We start from the raw sequence: 15938 nt of genomic DNA, 5'->3' as shown, positions 1-15938 counted from the left end.
AAGTTACACTTTGATTTGCTGAAGTAATTCAGGGAAAACTAGCTAAGAATGTTTACAGGATTATCAAAATTATTGCATTTACCACAACTAAAAAAATTAATTGGGAAAGTGTTCATTTCACTTTCCCGATAGTTTTACATAACAAATATCAGGTGTTGATTGCTTAAGTCGCAGATTTAAAGCTAAAAATAACTTTATACATACCATTCAATATCATTCCCCCAATTTTCTTTACCGTACTTAATTCTTGATTCTAAATTCGAGTAATGCAGTTCAAATTTATTACCAGAAGGATCGAGAAAGTAAAATGATTCTCCTTCTGAATTGTTTTCTTTCCATTCAGGAATATTGTTTTGCTTCAACTTTTCAACCAATGAATCAAAATTATTCTTATCCAAATCAAAAGCTATATGGTCGTATCCTCGATCTAAGCATTTTTCGCCTTTAGTCACAGCTAACCAAACATTTCCGGCTAAAAAATATGCACTCTTGTTGGATTTCATTATTGGTTTTAAACCCAGAATATTTACATAAAAGTCAAAAGCGACATCTATATTTTTGACATTCCAGGTGAGATGATTAATTCCAGTAATCATAATAGCCTAAGCAATCTATTAAGCAGCAATATATAAAACCAGCATATCTAATAACATAGAAATCTATTTTTAACATCTTCAGGTTCTAGTAGTCCTTTTCATTAGATTTTTTTAAACGCCTTTGAACCATAGCATCAAAAGCATTAGATATTTTCCTTAAGTGAGGTTCTGTATAAGGAAAATTCTTCGCATGGTCAAAGTTATGTCTCATCGCAGCATTCAATTCAAAGATAAATAATGTTCCATCTTGGAGAATTGTAAAATCAATTCCGAAGAAATCAAGACCAACTAGATCGCGAATTTTACAGAGTTTATCAAAGTTTTCCCTACTGATATAGCTGACAGGATCGTTCAAAAAAGACTGTTCTTTATCTTGTGTCCATTGGTTTTTGTCCATGATGCTATAACGGTCTCCCGAATGAACATTCCAAGAATCATTGAATAAGTTTGCTACTGGATAGAAATTATCATCGATAAAAAACACTCGGATTTTGTTAAAAACATTCTGCTCATTACGGTAATCCTGGAATTGAATGATGTAGTACTCTCTGTTAGCTGGTATATTTTGGAAATGAGAGCAAAGTGCTTGTTTATTATTAACAAGTTTAACTGTAGATCCAGTTTGGGAACCCACTTGACGAACGATAACAGGAAAAACAAACCCCAAACCAAAGATTTCGTTTGCGATCGCATCTACAGAAACACCATCCCACTTGAGTTTTTCTGTTTTGGGGAATTTGACACCCGGAATCAAGTTAAGTCGCAATGCGTTACGTTCGCGGGTTGTTTCCAGAACCTGATGAGGATGATTAATGACAGGAATATTAGGATAGCGATCTAAAAATCTAGCAGCAGTAATTAGTGATACTCGTTTCAAGTCTGGACAAGCAATTGTGTTGAGAATTAGATCAAAGTTGGAAATATCTTTTAACTCGTCAATATTATTTTCCAACAGATTGAGAGTCATCAAGTTATATCTTTTCCGGTTGACAAAGTCCTTAATAGAGAAATGACCACCTCGCAATAGGTTTTTGTAAGTACCGTCATATTGTTGAATAATGCGATAAGCCGATCCTTCTATTCCTCGAATTCTTAATAATGTTGACTTCTGAGGATCTGGTTTTCCTTCCCAAATCAGAGGATGACTTCGAGCAACCTGATTTAATATAGCGCGGGCTGCATTATAGTCTCCGCTAGCATCAGCAAGACTAGACAAGGCTAGACCACTTTCGTAATCATTAGGAGAAATTTTTAAGCAACGGAGAAAAGCTTTAGCTGCTTGTGGAAATTTTCCTTTACTCAGTAAAAATTGACCATAGATATTGAGTAGAGTTGCATTATTAAATGGTGAACCACTAGGATGATTACTCGGTTTGAGTACCTTTGTAAATTCGTGGAAATCTTTTATTTCTTGGATAGTTGAAGAATCAATATCCTTATCCTTGTAAACTAAATCTTCTTGCTTACTCTGACCCTTTAAAATAGATGTCTTTGAGTCGCGAATATATTCTGATGTCTGAGTTTGATTAGCAGATTCAAATTCAAAACTGTTGACATGGAGGCGAACTCTGTAAAGTAAGCGATCGCTATCTAGAGGAAATCCAGTCCGTCCATGTAGTACTTTTTTATTGTGCATAAACACAATTTGTCCTGGTTGCAGAGAAAACTGCATCAATTGTGCAGACTTCTGAAGCACGGTGTCTAGATTATTGATCGCACTACGATATTTTCTAGATAAAGATAATTTTTTAATTTCTAGGGTGCGGTCGATTTGCGATCGATAGTAACGAATTTGCTCATCTCCTGCGACACCAGAAATAATGGGATATATATTATCCCCAAACGGAAATACTGAAGCTCTCAATAATTCAAGATTCTCGCTATCAATTTGTCGTAAGATATCTTCAATGGGAATCATAATAGACTCACCACCTCTATTATCTGCAACGATACACTGAAATGCAACCAAATTATGGGGCCTATCCATGTAAGATGAATCGGTATGGAGTGCTAAAGGTAGGTGAGTTCGGCTATACTGGGTAACTTTTCCACTTGTTGTAGGTTTTGTTTGATTAATTCGCACTTGTGTAAAGGAAACTTTTACTTGGTTTTCATAACTAAAATTTAAAGTGGATTTTCCCGAACAAATTGCATAAATAGCTTGGGACAGGTTGACCAAGTTGGTGCGATCTTCAATAGGAGCATAGCCGTTGACAACCACAAAATGAGGATAAGTACTTAATGCTGTACAAATAGAATGAGCTATTTCTTGAAGCTTTGTTATTTTTTCCTTTGCGGGAGCTATAGCAAAATGAGTAATGTCAAGGGTGGGAATAAGTAATTTTTTCACTTTAAATCAATAATTTAAATCGTAAAATTTTCTTTAGTCGTGAGGATTTTCCGCTGTACTTATGGTCAATACAGGGATTCTTACCTTGTTTTAATAAAACTCCATTATCACTTTTATTTGCTTCTTCAACTTGAGTGTATTTTTATATCATTGAAATACATAATTGAATTTCTTCTAGTCAAAATTACTCAGGTGCTTTACTTATTGGTTACTTAAAATAGGGTGTCTTACCAATGAGGCTTAGCTTCAACTAACTATGAAGTTAAAGAGTAATCTTGAATCCTCCAATGTTTTAGTAGGTGATGACTTTATAAACTCAAGACAAAATCAGGGGACACCTTCTCTGAGGAAAGTAACTCTCAAATTATTCCCTTTCTCTTTCTCTAAAGAATTTGTAAGAAGATGGGAAATAATTCTAACGCAATGTCTTGACTGGAGAAGTAGGGATAACTCAAGTATTGCATCTTCCAATAAAGTTAATATGAGCATTTGTGAATACTTTTTATACAAAAATCTTCTACACAAATACTTTTTAAATTTTGGGTATAGTTTAAGTCTTATTGTTATTGTTAATATCTGTAATATTAAAACTTCTCAAGCGCAAACTGCTGTAGATTTTAATCCTATAGACTTCAATAATCATATAGAGCAAGAAAATCGACAATTTTTCCCAAATAAGCTGGAAAATTCTCCTATTAATCTAGATATCTCCAATCAAAATTTTCCTACAGCTATAGAGAATCAAAAAGTTCAAGAAGCTTCTCAATACTCAAAATTTAATATTGTTCTTGACCCGATTAAAGTCAAAAAGATTGAAGTTGTAGGTAATAGTCTATTTCAAAGTGAAATTTCCCAACTCATTAAAAAATTTCAAGGAAAGTCAGTTACAATAGCAGAGCTATACGAATTGCGCTCGTCTATCTCCAAACTGTATATAGATAATGGTTATGTAAATTCCGGTGCTTATTTGCCAGCCCAAAAATTACAAGATGGTATAGTCAAAATAGAAGTATTGGAAGGTGGAATAGAATCTATTAAGGTAAATGGTAATAAGCGCCTGAGCGATCGCTACATAGCTTCTCGTCTTAGTTCTCTTCCAACCCCACTGCAAACAAAGCAACTGTTAGAACGTTTGCAAATATTGCGCCTCGACCCCCTCATTGACAATATTTCAGCAGAATTATCTGCAGGTTTAGCTCCTGGTATGAGTCGTCTAGATATAGAACTTAAAGAAGCTAATGCTTTTAGTTTATCCTCCTCTTTAGACAACCATAAATCACCTTCAATTGGATCTAATAGTCGTAATATCGCTTTAAACCATTCTAATCTTCTGGGATTTGGGGATAAGTTCCAACTAAACTATACAAATACTCAAGGTAGTAACGGATTTGATATTGGTTATACATTTCCAATTAATGCGAAAAACGGTACTATTAGTTTTGCCTATGGTTTCAATTCTAATGACATTGTCGAAAATCCTTTCACACCCTTAGATATCGAAACTAAATCAAACTACTACCAACTTAGCTTTCGACAGCCAATTATCTATAAACCCAATCGCGAATTAGCCTTAGGAGTTAGCTTTTCTCGTCAGCACAGCGAGACTTCTTTACTGGATATTCCTTTTCCTTTATCCATAGGTGCAGATGATTCTGGTAATACTAATATTAGTGCTTTGCGAATTTTCCAAGAATATACAGAACGCAGCGACCGTAGCGTTTTAGCATTGCGATCGCAGCTTAGTGTGGGAGTAGATATTTTTGATGCCACTATTAATGATAATCCTCCAGATAGTAATTTTGTTGCTTGGCGAGGACAATATCAATGGGCGCGTCAGCTAGATAAAGATTTTCTTTTTATCTTACGAGGAGAGATTCAACTTGCAGATAAATTAGTTCCTCTAGAGCAATTTCGTTTGGGTGGTGCAACTAGTGTCAGAGGCTATCGAAGAGATGTCAGTTTGTCCAACAGTGGATTATTTGCTTCTGCTGAATTAAGAATTCCAGTCCTGCGAATGAATAAACTAGACGGTCTATTACAAATAATCCCTTTTATCGATCTAGGCTTACCTTGGAATAGAAACAATGAAGCAGTTGATATTGACTCTTTAGTCTCAGTTGGGATGGGATTAAATTTTAATGCTGGAGACAGGTTCAATGCTCGTATAGATTATGGTATTCCCTTGACTAATACCAAAATTAATGGAAACAGCCTACAAGAAAATGGAGTGACTTTTTCTTTAGGTTATGGTTTTTAATTATTTACCAAACTTTTTGTTATCAAACTTTTTGTCAGTCCTCTACCTTTAGATGCATTAATAATTTTTTGCTCCTAGTTTTTAACATTTTTGTTACGAAAATTGTCAATCAACCATAACAACCTAAAGAATTAAACAACTGACAAATAGTAGATTTTAATTGCTCTTAGAGTCATTGATTAATAAAACTTAACTAAAATGCCTGAGAATATACAATGGATCCACTAAATATCTAGTTTCTTCTATAGCAAAATTAATTATAATGTAAAAAATATATAATCCTGAAGCTAAGTATATGTATATTTATATCACCATTAATAGTGTAACTACAAATACAAACTACTTTTTAAAGAGATAAATTAACAATCAAAATATAAAATAAAATAAATAAAGCTAATGAGTTTAATTGGCGAACCTTGATCAAAAATTGTCACCTAAAATACATAGACTTTGATCGAATTTTGATTTAAAGAAAAATCTATTAAAAGTTATATTTAGATTTGACGCAGGCTTACATAACTTCTGATTATGTAATTGATTAATTCATTTCAACACTAAATAAAAGTCCATAACTATATATGGAGGTTGTTTCAGGCTTTTAATGAGAATTTTATTCCTGGATTTATAGGTTCATCAAACTACAAACAGATGTAGTATTTTTATCTTTGTGCTCGAAAATTTTTAGTTCCAACAAAATAATTAAAATTCAATAGAGTTTTAAAAATATATTATCTGACTAGCCAATATAAATTTGATTTTGGGAGCAGCTAAGGAATGTCAAGTTTTTAACTAACACCTGTAATGAATTTTGTATAAAAATTTTATTTTCATCTTAATCTAAAAAAAACAATAAACTATCTTCACAAATGCTTGTTCTTAGCTAATACTAAAGATAGATTTAACCACAGTTAAATCTTGCAATCTTGGTGTGTAATTTTCAGCCGTACTCAGAAATACGATGAAAATTAGTTAGTCGGTTTCACAAAAAAGGAAACATCTGCTAGGATACACATCTACCAAAATTGCATACCAAACAGCCTAGTTTTTTTTGGGAGTATGTGACGATTATGAGATCGGAAAATCCTACGATTTATAGATGTTTGTGTTCAAGCTAATTATTCATGTATTTACGATGGCAAATATTAATAATGGTCGTCGTTGACGAACAGTATTAATCCTGTGAAGAGGAGTGATATCGCGTCTACAATATAGTTTTCTGACGTGAAATAAGCATGTGGTGTATTCCCGAAAGAGGTAAGTCTAATGACGACTGAATTGCTTTTCAGTTTTTCTGTATTTGACACAGAATGATAGCTTCAGTCGTATCGTTCTCGGTTGCAAAGATAACTAAGCTAACTAAGGAATTAATTGAGGAAAAGCCTTGGATTTCACACATTCTCACACCCCCGACGTCCATACCCTACATCAAGGTTTAGATGTATTCACTGATTCAGGTAATCCTTTAGAAGATAAGCCTTTCAGTTCGGATAAGGGACATAAAGCACTTACTCTCAAAATTCAAGATCATATTGATGGATTCTTAGAAAGAAGAGAAAAGCTTTTAGGTGATTCAACAGATCATATATATGACATCCACGATCTACATCACGATATTTTCAGCAGATATCAAGACATTTTTAAAAAATATAATCATGATGTTCAAGGCGATGAACTTCTTGGTAAACATAATGGGAATGACAACCTCAATGGTACTAAAGACATCCTCGTTGGTGACTCAGGAAAAGGTGATGTTGATACATTGACTGGTTTAGGTAGTAAGAAAGAATCTGTCGAAAATCCTTTACCAACCTATAATCCAGAGCCAAAATCTGTACCAGTCGATTCTTCAAACTCATCTGATAAGATGTCTCCTGATATGAATTCAGGAAATAAAAATTCTTCTGATAAAATGTCTCCCGACCTGACTTCAGAGGAGAAAAATTCTTCCGAAGTAAATTCTTCTGGTAAGAACTCATCTGATAAGATGTCTCCTGATATGAACTCAGAAAATAAAAATTCGTCCGATAAAATGTCTCCCGATCTGACTTCAGAGGATAAAAACCCTTCCGAAGTAAATTCTTCTGGTAAGAACTCATCTGATAAGATGTCTCCTGATATGAATTCAGGAAATAAAAATTCTTCTGATAAAATGTCTCCCGACCTGACTTCAGAGGAGAAAAATTCTTCCGAAGTAAATTCTTCTGGTAAGAACTCATCTGATAAGATGTCTCCTGATATGAACTCAGAAAATAAAAATTCGTCCGATAAAATGTCTCCCGATCTGACTTCAGAGGATAAAAACCCTTCCGAAGTAAATTCTTCTGGTAAGAACTCATCTGATAAGATGTCTCCTGATATGAATTCAGGAAATAAAAATTCTTCTGATAAAATGTCTCCCGACCTGACTTCAGAGGAGAAAAATTCTTCCGAAGTAAATTCTTCTGGTAAGAACTCATCTGATAAGATGTCTCCTGATATGAACTCAGAAAATAAAAATTCGTCCGATAAAATGTCTCCCGATCTGACTTCAGAGGATAAAAACCCTTCCGAAGTAAATTCTTCTGGTAAGAACTCATCTGATAAGATGTCTCCTGATATGAATTCAGGAAATAAAAATTCTTCTGATAAAATGTCTCCCGACCTGACTTCAGAGGAGAAAAATTCTTCCGAAGTAAATTCTTCTGGTAAGAACTCATCTGATAAGATGTCTCCTGATATGAACTCAGAAAATAAAAATTCGTCCGATAAAATGTCTCCCGATCTGACTTCAGAGGATAAAAACCCTTCCGAAGTAAATTCTTCTGGTAAGAACTCATCTGATAAGATGTCTCCTGATATGAACTCAGAAAATAAAAATTCGTCCGATAAAATGTCTCCCGATCTAACTTCAGAGGATAAAAACCCTTCCGAAGTAACTTCTTCTTCTGATAAAAATTCATCTGATAAGATGTCTCCTGACGTTGACTCAGAACAGAAAAAATCTTCTGATAGCATCTCCCCAGATGTCACTTCAGAAAAACAAAACTCTTCTGAGGTGAATTCTTCTGATAAGATTTCTGGTGATACAACTTTAGAAGAAAATAACTCCTTTGGAAATAAATACTACGTTTCTGTAAATGGAAGTGATAATAATCCAGGAACAAAAGATAAACCTTGGAAAACCATTGACCATGCAGTCGGTAAAGACTCTCCAATAAAAGCTGGTGACACTGTTTTGGTGCAACCTGGTACTTATACAGAATTAATTACTCTTGGTAAATCTGGCGAAAGTGGTTCGGGTAGAATCACCCTTAAAGCTAACGGTGATGTCACACTGAAAGACCCGAATCCAACTAAAGGAGGTTTCCGTGAAGGTGTTATTCAGTCAGCTGGTAAGAGTCATTGGGTGATTGATGGCTTCCGTATTGAAAATACATCCTGGGCTGGAATTTCTTTACGTGATGCAGAAGACATAACAGTTCAAAATAATCACACCTATGAAACTGGAGCCTCCGGTATTATCGTCTTACCAGACACTTACTATGATGGCGGAGAACAAGAGGTCACTAGTAAAGACATTAAAGTTCTTAACAATACTATAGAACGAGCAAACTGGAGATGGAAAGGTCGTGGCGACACAAATGGAACTCAAGAAGCTCTAAGTATATGGGGTGTAGATGGCTTCGAAGTAGCTGGTAACACCGTAGATCAGGGTAACCGTGAAGGAATAGATGCAAAAACTGGTTCTCGCAATGGTTCTATTCATGACAATAAGGTAACTGGTACTTCTTTAGTTTCTGGTACACCTGGTGGCTACAATGGAGGTTCTGCAATCTATGTTGATGGTGGTCGTGCTAGGTCCTTCAACATTGATATTTACAACAATGAAGTTTATGGAAACACTGCTGATGCGATTTCGATCGCAGACGAAGACCCCAGTAGAGGTGATGTATTTGATATCCGCGTCTTCAATAATGTTGTTTACGACAACGGTAAACAAGGAGTAAATGGTGGACAAGGAATTGGAATCAGCAATAATGTTCGTGATGTCGAGATTTTCAATAATACTTTTTCCAATAATGTCCAAGCAATTACCATAAACGGTAAGAGCTACACTGGAGGCTATCAACCTCGTAATATAACGGTTACTAACAATATCTTTGCTGATAGCACTTATCGAAATGGGTTTATCGAAGATGCGAAGAATGTGACTTTGAAAAATAACTTATTCACAGATCGGTTTAGTAACCTTTACGATGGTGGTAAGAGAACCACAAACGTGAAATCTTCTGATAATACTGAAGTTAACTCAATCAGATTTATGGATTCTTCCGGTCATGATTTCCATCTCAAATCTGATTCAGCAGCAGTTGATAGTGGTTTTAGGATTGACCCAGACGTAGAGTTTGACAAAGATGGTAAAAAACGAAATCAAGGTAAAGCCATTGATGTGGGTGCTTACGAGTCAAAGTAAGGACGATAAATTGAATCTCATATCCTGCTGAGTTCATGTCCGGTTGTTATATTTTTCCCACATTTAAGTAAAAAAGGGAAAGGGGTTTTTCAAAACATTAACGTGACTTAAATAATTGATCGGGTTCAAATATAATTAAGTTAAAACACAAGCAAGTATTAATATTTACATAACATAGTTTTTTCACGCTCGAGCTTTACGAGTATTTGTAGATACTATAAATAATTAAGTATTCATACAAATTTAGTCAGTCAGTCTTGTATCGGATAAATTATACTCCGTAATCGCAAAGTGAAGAAATGTTAACGATTTTCTCTAGGAGTTGAATGACTTTTAAAGAGTTTCCTGAACTGGATTCATATTTTATGGCTCAATGCATATAAATGCACTATAAAAATTAATTTTAATTACAATAATCACAATTTCCTCACATTAAATTGTTAACCTAAAAATAGATAGGTAGTAGACATTACTTCTGTCAAAAAAACAATATTTTAAGAGTTAACACCAAGTAAAAGATAAGCAGATATAGAAAATCTTCCGCTTAACTTTTATTAGGAGGGTAATATGAGACTTACTAGTGTAATGGTGAGTACGCTTGTTGCTTCCTCCATTCTTCTTTCGGGCGGAATTGCAGCAGCAAAGCCAACAGGTATGGATGGTAGTTACATTGGTGCTGGTGTTTCTGCTGGCGTTACCAATGGTGGACAAGATAACGATGCAGCAGTATTAGGTGGTAATGTTCAAGGACGTTATGCGATTCCTGAAACACCAGTTTCCGCTAGGGGTGCAGTTCTATTCGGTGGCGACTCTACAGCCATCATGCCAATGCTAACTTACGATGTACCCATTGCTGATAATACTAATGTTTATATTGGTGCTGGTTATTCCTTTGTCACAGATGAAGGCGAAAATAGCCCTTTAGGTAATAGGGATGCAGCTGTGATTACTCTTGGTGCAGAATCAGAAGTTAGCGATCGCGTCGTCGTATATGGTGATGCGAAATGGGGTATTGATGCTTATGAAGACAGTTCTGCTGATGCTGTGAGTTTGCAAGCAGGAGTTGGTTTCCGTTTTTGAGAAAAGGATTTAACTTTGTTCGTGTTGTTAATCATAGTTGTCAATGACTTGCAAACATGACTTGTAAGTGGGTGCGATTGGATTTAATTCAATCGCACTTTACTAATATTTGGGAAAAGCGTCTAATTTGTTCGATACCAAGCTATTTTTAAACTTCTTCAGAAACCTCAACTTCTTCCTTAATAACGCGCCAACCTGTATGTAAACCCATCTTACCGGCTTTCACAAACATCCAGCATCCACGTTGATAAGAATTTTTACCGGCTTCACATCTAGGCTTGACCCCAATTAACTCTTCCACTTCTTCGGTAGTTAGTACCCAACCCAAAGTATAGGCGCGTTCTAATATATCCATGTACCAAAGTGGGTTTACTGGTTGCAATCGTGAAAATAATATTTCTTGTAGATTAATTAATGACTGAGTGATTTCCGTTAAACGTTCTTCAAAATGGATAGATTGTGGAGTGATATTCTCAGTTTTGGCAAAGGTTTCATTGAGTGGGTCAAATTGTGGAATTTCTCCATCAATATCTTCTAAGGCAGACTCATCATCTAATTTAAAATCTGGAAAATGATGATTTGTATCTAAAATAGCCTCTTTGGCATCCTTTTGTAAGTTTGCTTTGAAATTCTTTACCGGTACTAGATTTCGACTAATTTCTGCAGCTAGATTACTTAAGAAACGAGCTGCTCCCTTTTCTTGACGTGTAGCCATTTGAACTGCTACTTGTTTCATCATTCGCACCAAATTGGGGTCAATTAAATTTTGATGAGATTCTAAAATATCGGCTTCTGAACCACTGGGACAATCCAATAAGTCTTGAATAAGCTGGAGATAGGCTTGGGATTTTTCATCATTACTTTGGTGGTGAACTGCTTGTTCAAACAGATGGTTGATTTGTCCAGCCCAATGTTGGAGGTATTTGGCTGCATCCAACCTTCCGTCTGATTTTAACTGCATGGCGATTTCTTCCATCACCTGTACTAGATCGGGAGTAACTAGTTGTTCGTTACGTTCTAGCAACGTCCATTCTTCTCCATGAGCACAGCTTAGCAATTCTTGAATTAGTTGTAGATAAGCTTTGAGTTGTTGTTGTCTCATTTTAAGGATGCCTTTTATTAATTATTAAATTTATTAAATTCAGAATACTCAATAATTATTGGCTAATTTTCTTATAGGTTAAAAAAATGAGGAATTTGTGAGTTCATCACTCCGTCTGCGACCTCACAAGTTTCTCAAGTTTTTTACTTATAAATAAAAATGAAGAGTTTTTATTTACGTACAGATTACAAGATTTTTAAATTTACTACCAGTGTTTTCATAAATTGAGTGTTTATGAAACAGCATAACGATGGTCCATGTTTTATACAGTTGCCTAAGTAAATCTGATGTTTAACATAGGGATTTAGAATTTTAGGTTTTGAACTGTAGGTTTTGAATTGTAGGTTTTGAATTGTAATTTTTGAATTTTGGATTTCGAGCTAGGAGATGATTTTATGTTCTCCCTTCAAAGTAATACAACCGATATAAAAACAATAGATTTAAAAAACCCAGAAGTTTTACTTGCTACTTTACAAGAACTTCGGCAATCAATTTATCAACAGGGAGAAGAAATTTTTCAACGATGGGAACCCCTTATTAAACGTCGATCCTTCCGAAAAAGTGCTCAAAATTTAGCATACTATCTAGCTTTGCAAAGTCACGATCTACGCCCTTTACAAGCAGCTTTGATTCCCTGGGGACTATCATCTTTGGGGAGAATTGAAGCCAGAGTACTACCTAACTTGGACGCAGCGATCGCAACTTTAGCTGCTATTTGTCAAACAGAATCATATCCTCTTCCACCTCGTCCTTCAATACAATCTTTTTTAGAAGGACATCGTCTGCTCAGACGTCATACACAAGATGTATTGGGAAAACCATGGAATAACCGTTGGGTAAGGATTATGGTTACATTACCCAAGTCAGCAGCTAGCAGTTATGAGTATGTTAGAAGTTTACTACAACAAGGAACTAATTGTGTCCGAATAAACTGTGCCCATGATACACCAGAACTCTGGGAGGCAATGATTCATCACGTACATCGTGCGGAGGGCGAAACAGGACAACCCTGTAAAATTATGATGGATTTAGCTGGACCAAAACCTCGTATCGAGCAAACTATTAACTTCTGTGAGTCTGACCGTTTATTCCCAGGAGATTATTTATTCTTACGACGCGATTTATTGGGTGCAGAATCTGCAAATAATTCTAGTTTTGGCGATACTGGATATCCACAATTAACTTGCACAATACCAGAAGTGCTAGATAGTTTAAAAATAGGTGCTAATGTTTGGATTGATAACGGACGAATCGGTGCTTGTGTTGAGTCGTTAAGTGGTGAGGGAGTACTGGTAAAAGTTACCCATGCTAGCCATAAGGGTAGTAAACTGTTGCCAGATAAAGGAATCAATTTTCCTGATACTTTACTTAATTTGTGTCCCCTTACAGAAAAAGATAAACAAGATTTGGATTTTATTGTATCCCACGCAGATATTGTGGGATATTCTTTCGTTCAAAATACTTCAGATATCGATCTTTTAGAGCAAGAGTTACAAACTCGTCAGATTAAACGATCCAATCCTTTAGCAATAATTGCAAAAATTGAAACACCTCAAGCAATACAAAACCTTCCAGAATTAATAGTTCATGCTGCAGGTAAGTATCCTTTTGGTGTGATGATTGCTCGTGGTGATCTAGCTGTAGAAATTGGTTATCAGCGTTTAGCAGAAATGCAAGAGGAAATTCTCTGGCTATGTGAAGCTGCTCATGTCCCAGTGATTTGGGCTACACAAGTGTTAGAAAAACTGGTGAAACAAGGAATTCCTTCTCGTGCTGAAATGACTGATACTGCTATGTCGGAAAAGGCTGAATGCGTCATGTTAAATAAAGGACGTTATCAAGGAGAAGCAGTAAGAATATTAGATGATATCCTCAAAAGGATACAGGAACATCAATTGAAAAAGATGCCCCAATTACGGGCTCTTTATTCTTGGAAATATTACGACCGGAGTTGATTTTAGTAGAAAAACCTCACAATTTCCTCAAATTGTTTGTTTATAAGGAAGGTGTCGAGTTTAAAGGATTCTAAAGGTCAATTATCAGGAATCAAACAATATTGGTTCTTACAAACCAGAATAATTTTTTAAACAACTGTAATCCCTTCTATTACAGGTACGGTCTGAGTTTTGCGATGGAAAGCAAGACAACGTAATTACAAAGCAATACGGGAAGGTAGTTATGCTAAAAGCCGCAGACATAATGACTAAAGATGTTGCAACTATTCGCAGTTCGGCAACTGTAGCACAAGCGGTTGAGTTAATGAATTCCAGAGGTTGGCGTGCATTAATTGTAGAACGTCGCCACGACCAGGATGCTTATGGCATTATTACCGAAGCTGATATAGTTTACAAGGTAATTGCTTTTGGTAAAGATCCTGCCAAATTGCGCGTACATGAAATAATGAGCAAGCCCTGTATGGCAATTAACCCTAATCTCGGTGTAGCATATGTGGCGCGTTTGTTTGCCGAATATCACTTACTCAGAGCACCTGTAATTCAAGGAAAACTATTAGGTATTATTTCCCTTAGCGATATTATTAGTGAAAGTAAATTTGTTGAAGAACCCCAAGAGGTACTTTTAGAAGAAGAACTACACGATGCAGTGGAAAACGCCCGCAGTATTTGCGATCGCACTTCACCGAATTCGAGAGAATGTGGAGCAGCTTGGGATACAGTTGATGAACTACAAGCAGAAATCGCCCATCAACAATCAAAGAAAATATTCAAAACTGCTTTTGAAGAATACTGTGAAGAGTTTCCTGAAGCTATGCAAGGTAGAGTTTTTGATGCTTGGTGTAGTGGTTAATTGATGTTGTGCGAAACAAACTTTTTATGGGTCATTAAATCAACCTGATATTTGCATTCTATAAATGCTTTATCGGGTTTTTTCTATTGCTCCTAGTGCTTTTAGGCTGAGAATTTCGGCTGATGTTAAGCCTTTAACACCTGTGATATTCATGCGTTCGTAGGGTCTGTATCTTAATGTCTTTAAGCATTCACCCGTTTTTATATCCCAAATTTTGATTGTTTCATCTAAGCTACCGCTAACCAATATGGAATCATCTCTTGCGAATGCTACTGACCATACTGTATTGGTGTGACCTGCTAAAGCTTGTATACTTTCTGTTTGAGATACTACTTCACTGGAACGTCCCATTTTGAAGATGGACCTTTTCATTCCAATACCATAAGTTCCGATGGTATAGACATCATTATCAAAATTATTATCAGGTCTTCCCATTCTAAAAGCATACTTTTTTGCCGTATCAATTGGTATGCCACCACAATTATCTGCTATTGTAAAATTATCTGATGAAAAATTTATTTTTGCCCAAAATTTTCTATAAGGTTCTTCTGAGTCTTCAAACTGTTGAGTATCTCTAATAGTTCTTTGTATACCATCTACACAATTATCTAGAAGATCAAGAATCGCATCTTGAAGCTCAATATCACGAGTAAGCATCTCCACAAAAAAGCTTTTCGTTGGTGATGCATTTAAAGTATCTAAACTTTGCGACTCGTTTTCTAATTCCATATCTTGTTCCTGACTGTTTTTAACTTAAGTCACTGAGTAGATCACTTGAATTTTAGTGCCTAATCATATCAATTGATATATAAAAATGTTGTTTTACTCGTTCATTGTAAGACAGAACAGCAATTAACACCACAGTAACGTAATTACGGTTATTGTGACGTAAGGCTAGCTTTAAGCGTAAACGGAATTACTCCGCTTACGCCATAAGCGCGGTTTAACGTTTCCGCAAAGAAATAGCATTCACCGTAGGTGCGGTTCACCCCAAACAAATGACCTTGCGGTCACGCTATAGCTATAGCTGCGCTACCTGCGGAGCCGCTATCTTACGGATCCGCTAATGGAAATTAGTAACGAGTGAGTAAATCCTAATAGCTTGAAACTTCTTGCTGAATTTTTTTAATACCGCGCGCGAACACTTCTCATGGCGGCTAGAACTACAGAAAGGATACAGAAAGGAATGGCACTAAGAAAAGCTGGAACCCTTGTGGTTTAAGCGGTTTGTAATTGCTTATTTAATTCATGCCGGGGTTTAGTCATTAAGGGGTAAGCTTTTGGACGGCGTTTGC

Annotated in this window: 9 protein-coding genes; 5 read left to right on the top strand and 4 right to left on the bottom strand. The window is 35.8% G+C overall.

The genetic code is table 11. The features are described from left to right. Positions 1-194 precede the first annotated feature (194 nt). Together BC008_RS36625 and BC008_RS36620 are read right to left on the bottom strand one after the other, a co-directional pair. Entirely contained in the window at positions 195-596 is a 402-nt protein-coding gene (locus BC008_RS36625) for a VOC family protein (RefSeq protein WP_058184167.1), read from the bottom strand. 85 nt (positions 597-681) lie between these two features. Beyond that, positions 682-2946 (bottom strand): TauD/TfdA family dioxygenase, encoded by a 2265-nt coding sequence (locus tag BC008_RS36620; protein ID WP_027845359.1) that lies wholly within the window; start codon positions 2944-2946, stop codon positions 682-684. A 256-nt stretch (positions 2947-3202) separates the two neighbouring features. Here BC008_RS36620 and BC008_RS36615 point away from each other — a divergent pair, with 256 nt between their 5' ends. The 3 genes from BC008_RS36615 (at position 3203) to BC008_RS36605 (ending at position 10736) form a co-directional block, all read left to right on the top strand. After that, a complete protein-coding gene (locus BC008_RS36615) occupies positions 3203-5203 on the top strand; it encodes a ShlB/FhaC/HecB family hemolysin secretion/activation protein (RefSeq protein WP_082650673.1) in 2001 nt (666 codons plus the stop codon). A gap of 1381 nt (positions 5204-6584) precedes the next feature. Next, positions 6585-9656 carry a right-handed parallel beta-helix repeat-containing protein gene (locus BC008_RS51845; RefSeq protein ID WP_235595997.1) on the top strand — a complete coding sequence of 1024 codons (3072 nt, stop codon included), beginning with the start codon at positions 6585-6587 and terminating at the stop codon, positions 9654-9656. Positions 9657-10223: 567 nt separating this feature from the next. Then, complete coding sequence (locus BC008_RS36605; protein WP_027845905.1) at positions 10224-10736, top strand: outer membrane beta-barrel protein; 513 nt, start codon at positions 10224-10226, stop codon at positions 10734-10736. Between the two features lie 148 nt (positions 10737-10884). Here the strand turns inward: BC008_RS36605 and BC008_RS50880 are convergent, their stop codons facing one another. Then, positions 10885-11838 (bottom strand): hypothetical protein, encoded by a 954-nt coding sequence (locus tag BC008_RS50880; protein ID WP_027845906.1) that lies wholly within the window; start codon positions 11836-11838, stop codon positions 10885-10887. 395 nt (positions 11839-12233) lie between these two features. Between BC008_RS50880 and BC008_RS36595 the strand changes: the two genes are divergently transcribed. Together BC008_RS36595 and BC008_RS36590 are read left to right on the top strand one after the other, a co-directional pair. Continuing rightward, complete coding sequence (locus BC008_RS36595; RefSeq protein ID WP_027845907.1) at positions 12234-13793, top strand: pyruvate kinase; 1560 nt, start codon at positions 12234-12236, stop codon at positions 13791-13793. Between the two features lie 223 nt (positions 13794-14016). After that, on the top strand, positions 14017-14643 hold the full coding sequence (locus tag BC008_RS36590; RefSeq protein ID WP_027845908.1) for a CP12 domain-containing protein: 627 nt from the start codon (positions 14017-14019) through the stop codon (positions 14641-14643). Positions 14644-14712: 69 nt separating this feature from the next. On the opposite strand, the gene BC008_RS52330 is transcribed toward BC008_RS36590, so the two are convergent. Further along, positions 14713-15300: an ATP-binding protein gene (locus BC008_RS52330; RefSeq protein WP_082650675.1), complete on the bottom strand. Its 588-nt coding sequence runs from the start codon at positions 15298-15300 to the stop codon at positions 14713-14715. Between the last annotated feature and the right edge of the window lie 638 nt (positions 15301-15938).

Origin of the sequence: Mastigocoleus testarum BC008 (genome assembly GCF_001456025.1) — a bacterium.
GTDB lineage: Bacteria > Cyanobacteriota > Cyanobacteriia > Cyanobacteriales > Nostocaceae > Mastigocoleus > Mastigocoleus testarum.
The sequence above is the reverse complement of the archived record's forward strand: the minus strand, read 5'-3'. Positions and strand labels throughout refer to the sequence as shown.

Bases quoted from the DNA above. Each gene is read 5' to 3' on its own strand.
- BC008_RS36615 (WP_082650673.1), top strand. From the start codon at position 3,203: ATGAAGTTAAAGAGTAATCTTGAATCCTCCAATGTTTTAGTAGGTGAT.
- BC008_RS36605 (WP_027845905.1), top strand. From the start codon at position 10,224: ATGAGACTTACTAGTGTAATGGTGAGTACGCTTGTTGCTTCCTCCATT.
- BC008_RS52330 (WP_082650675.1), bottom strand. From the start codon at position 15,300: ATGCTTACTCGTGATATTGAGCTTCAAGATGCGATTCTTGATCTTCTA.
- BC008_RS36590 (WP_027845908.1), top strand. From the start codon at position 14,017: ATGCTAAAAGCCGCAGACATAATGACTAAAGATGTTGCAACTATTCGC.
- BC008_RS36595 (WP_027845907.1), top strand. From the start codon at position 12,234: ATGTTCTCCCTTCAAAGTAATACAACCGATATAAAAACAATAGATTTA.
- BC008_RS50880 (WP_027845906.1), bottom strand. From the start codon at position 11,838: ATGAGACAACAACAACTCAAAGCTTATCTACAACTAATTCAAGAATTG.
- BC008_RS36625 (WP_058184167.1), bottom strand. From the start codon at position 596: ATGATTACTGGAATTAATCATCTCACCTGGAATGTCAAAAATATAGAT.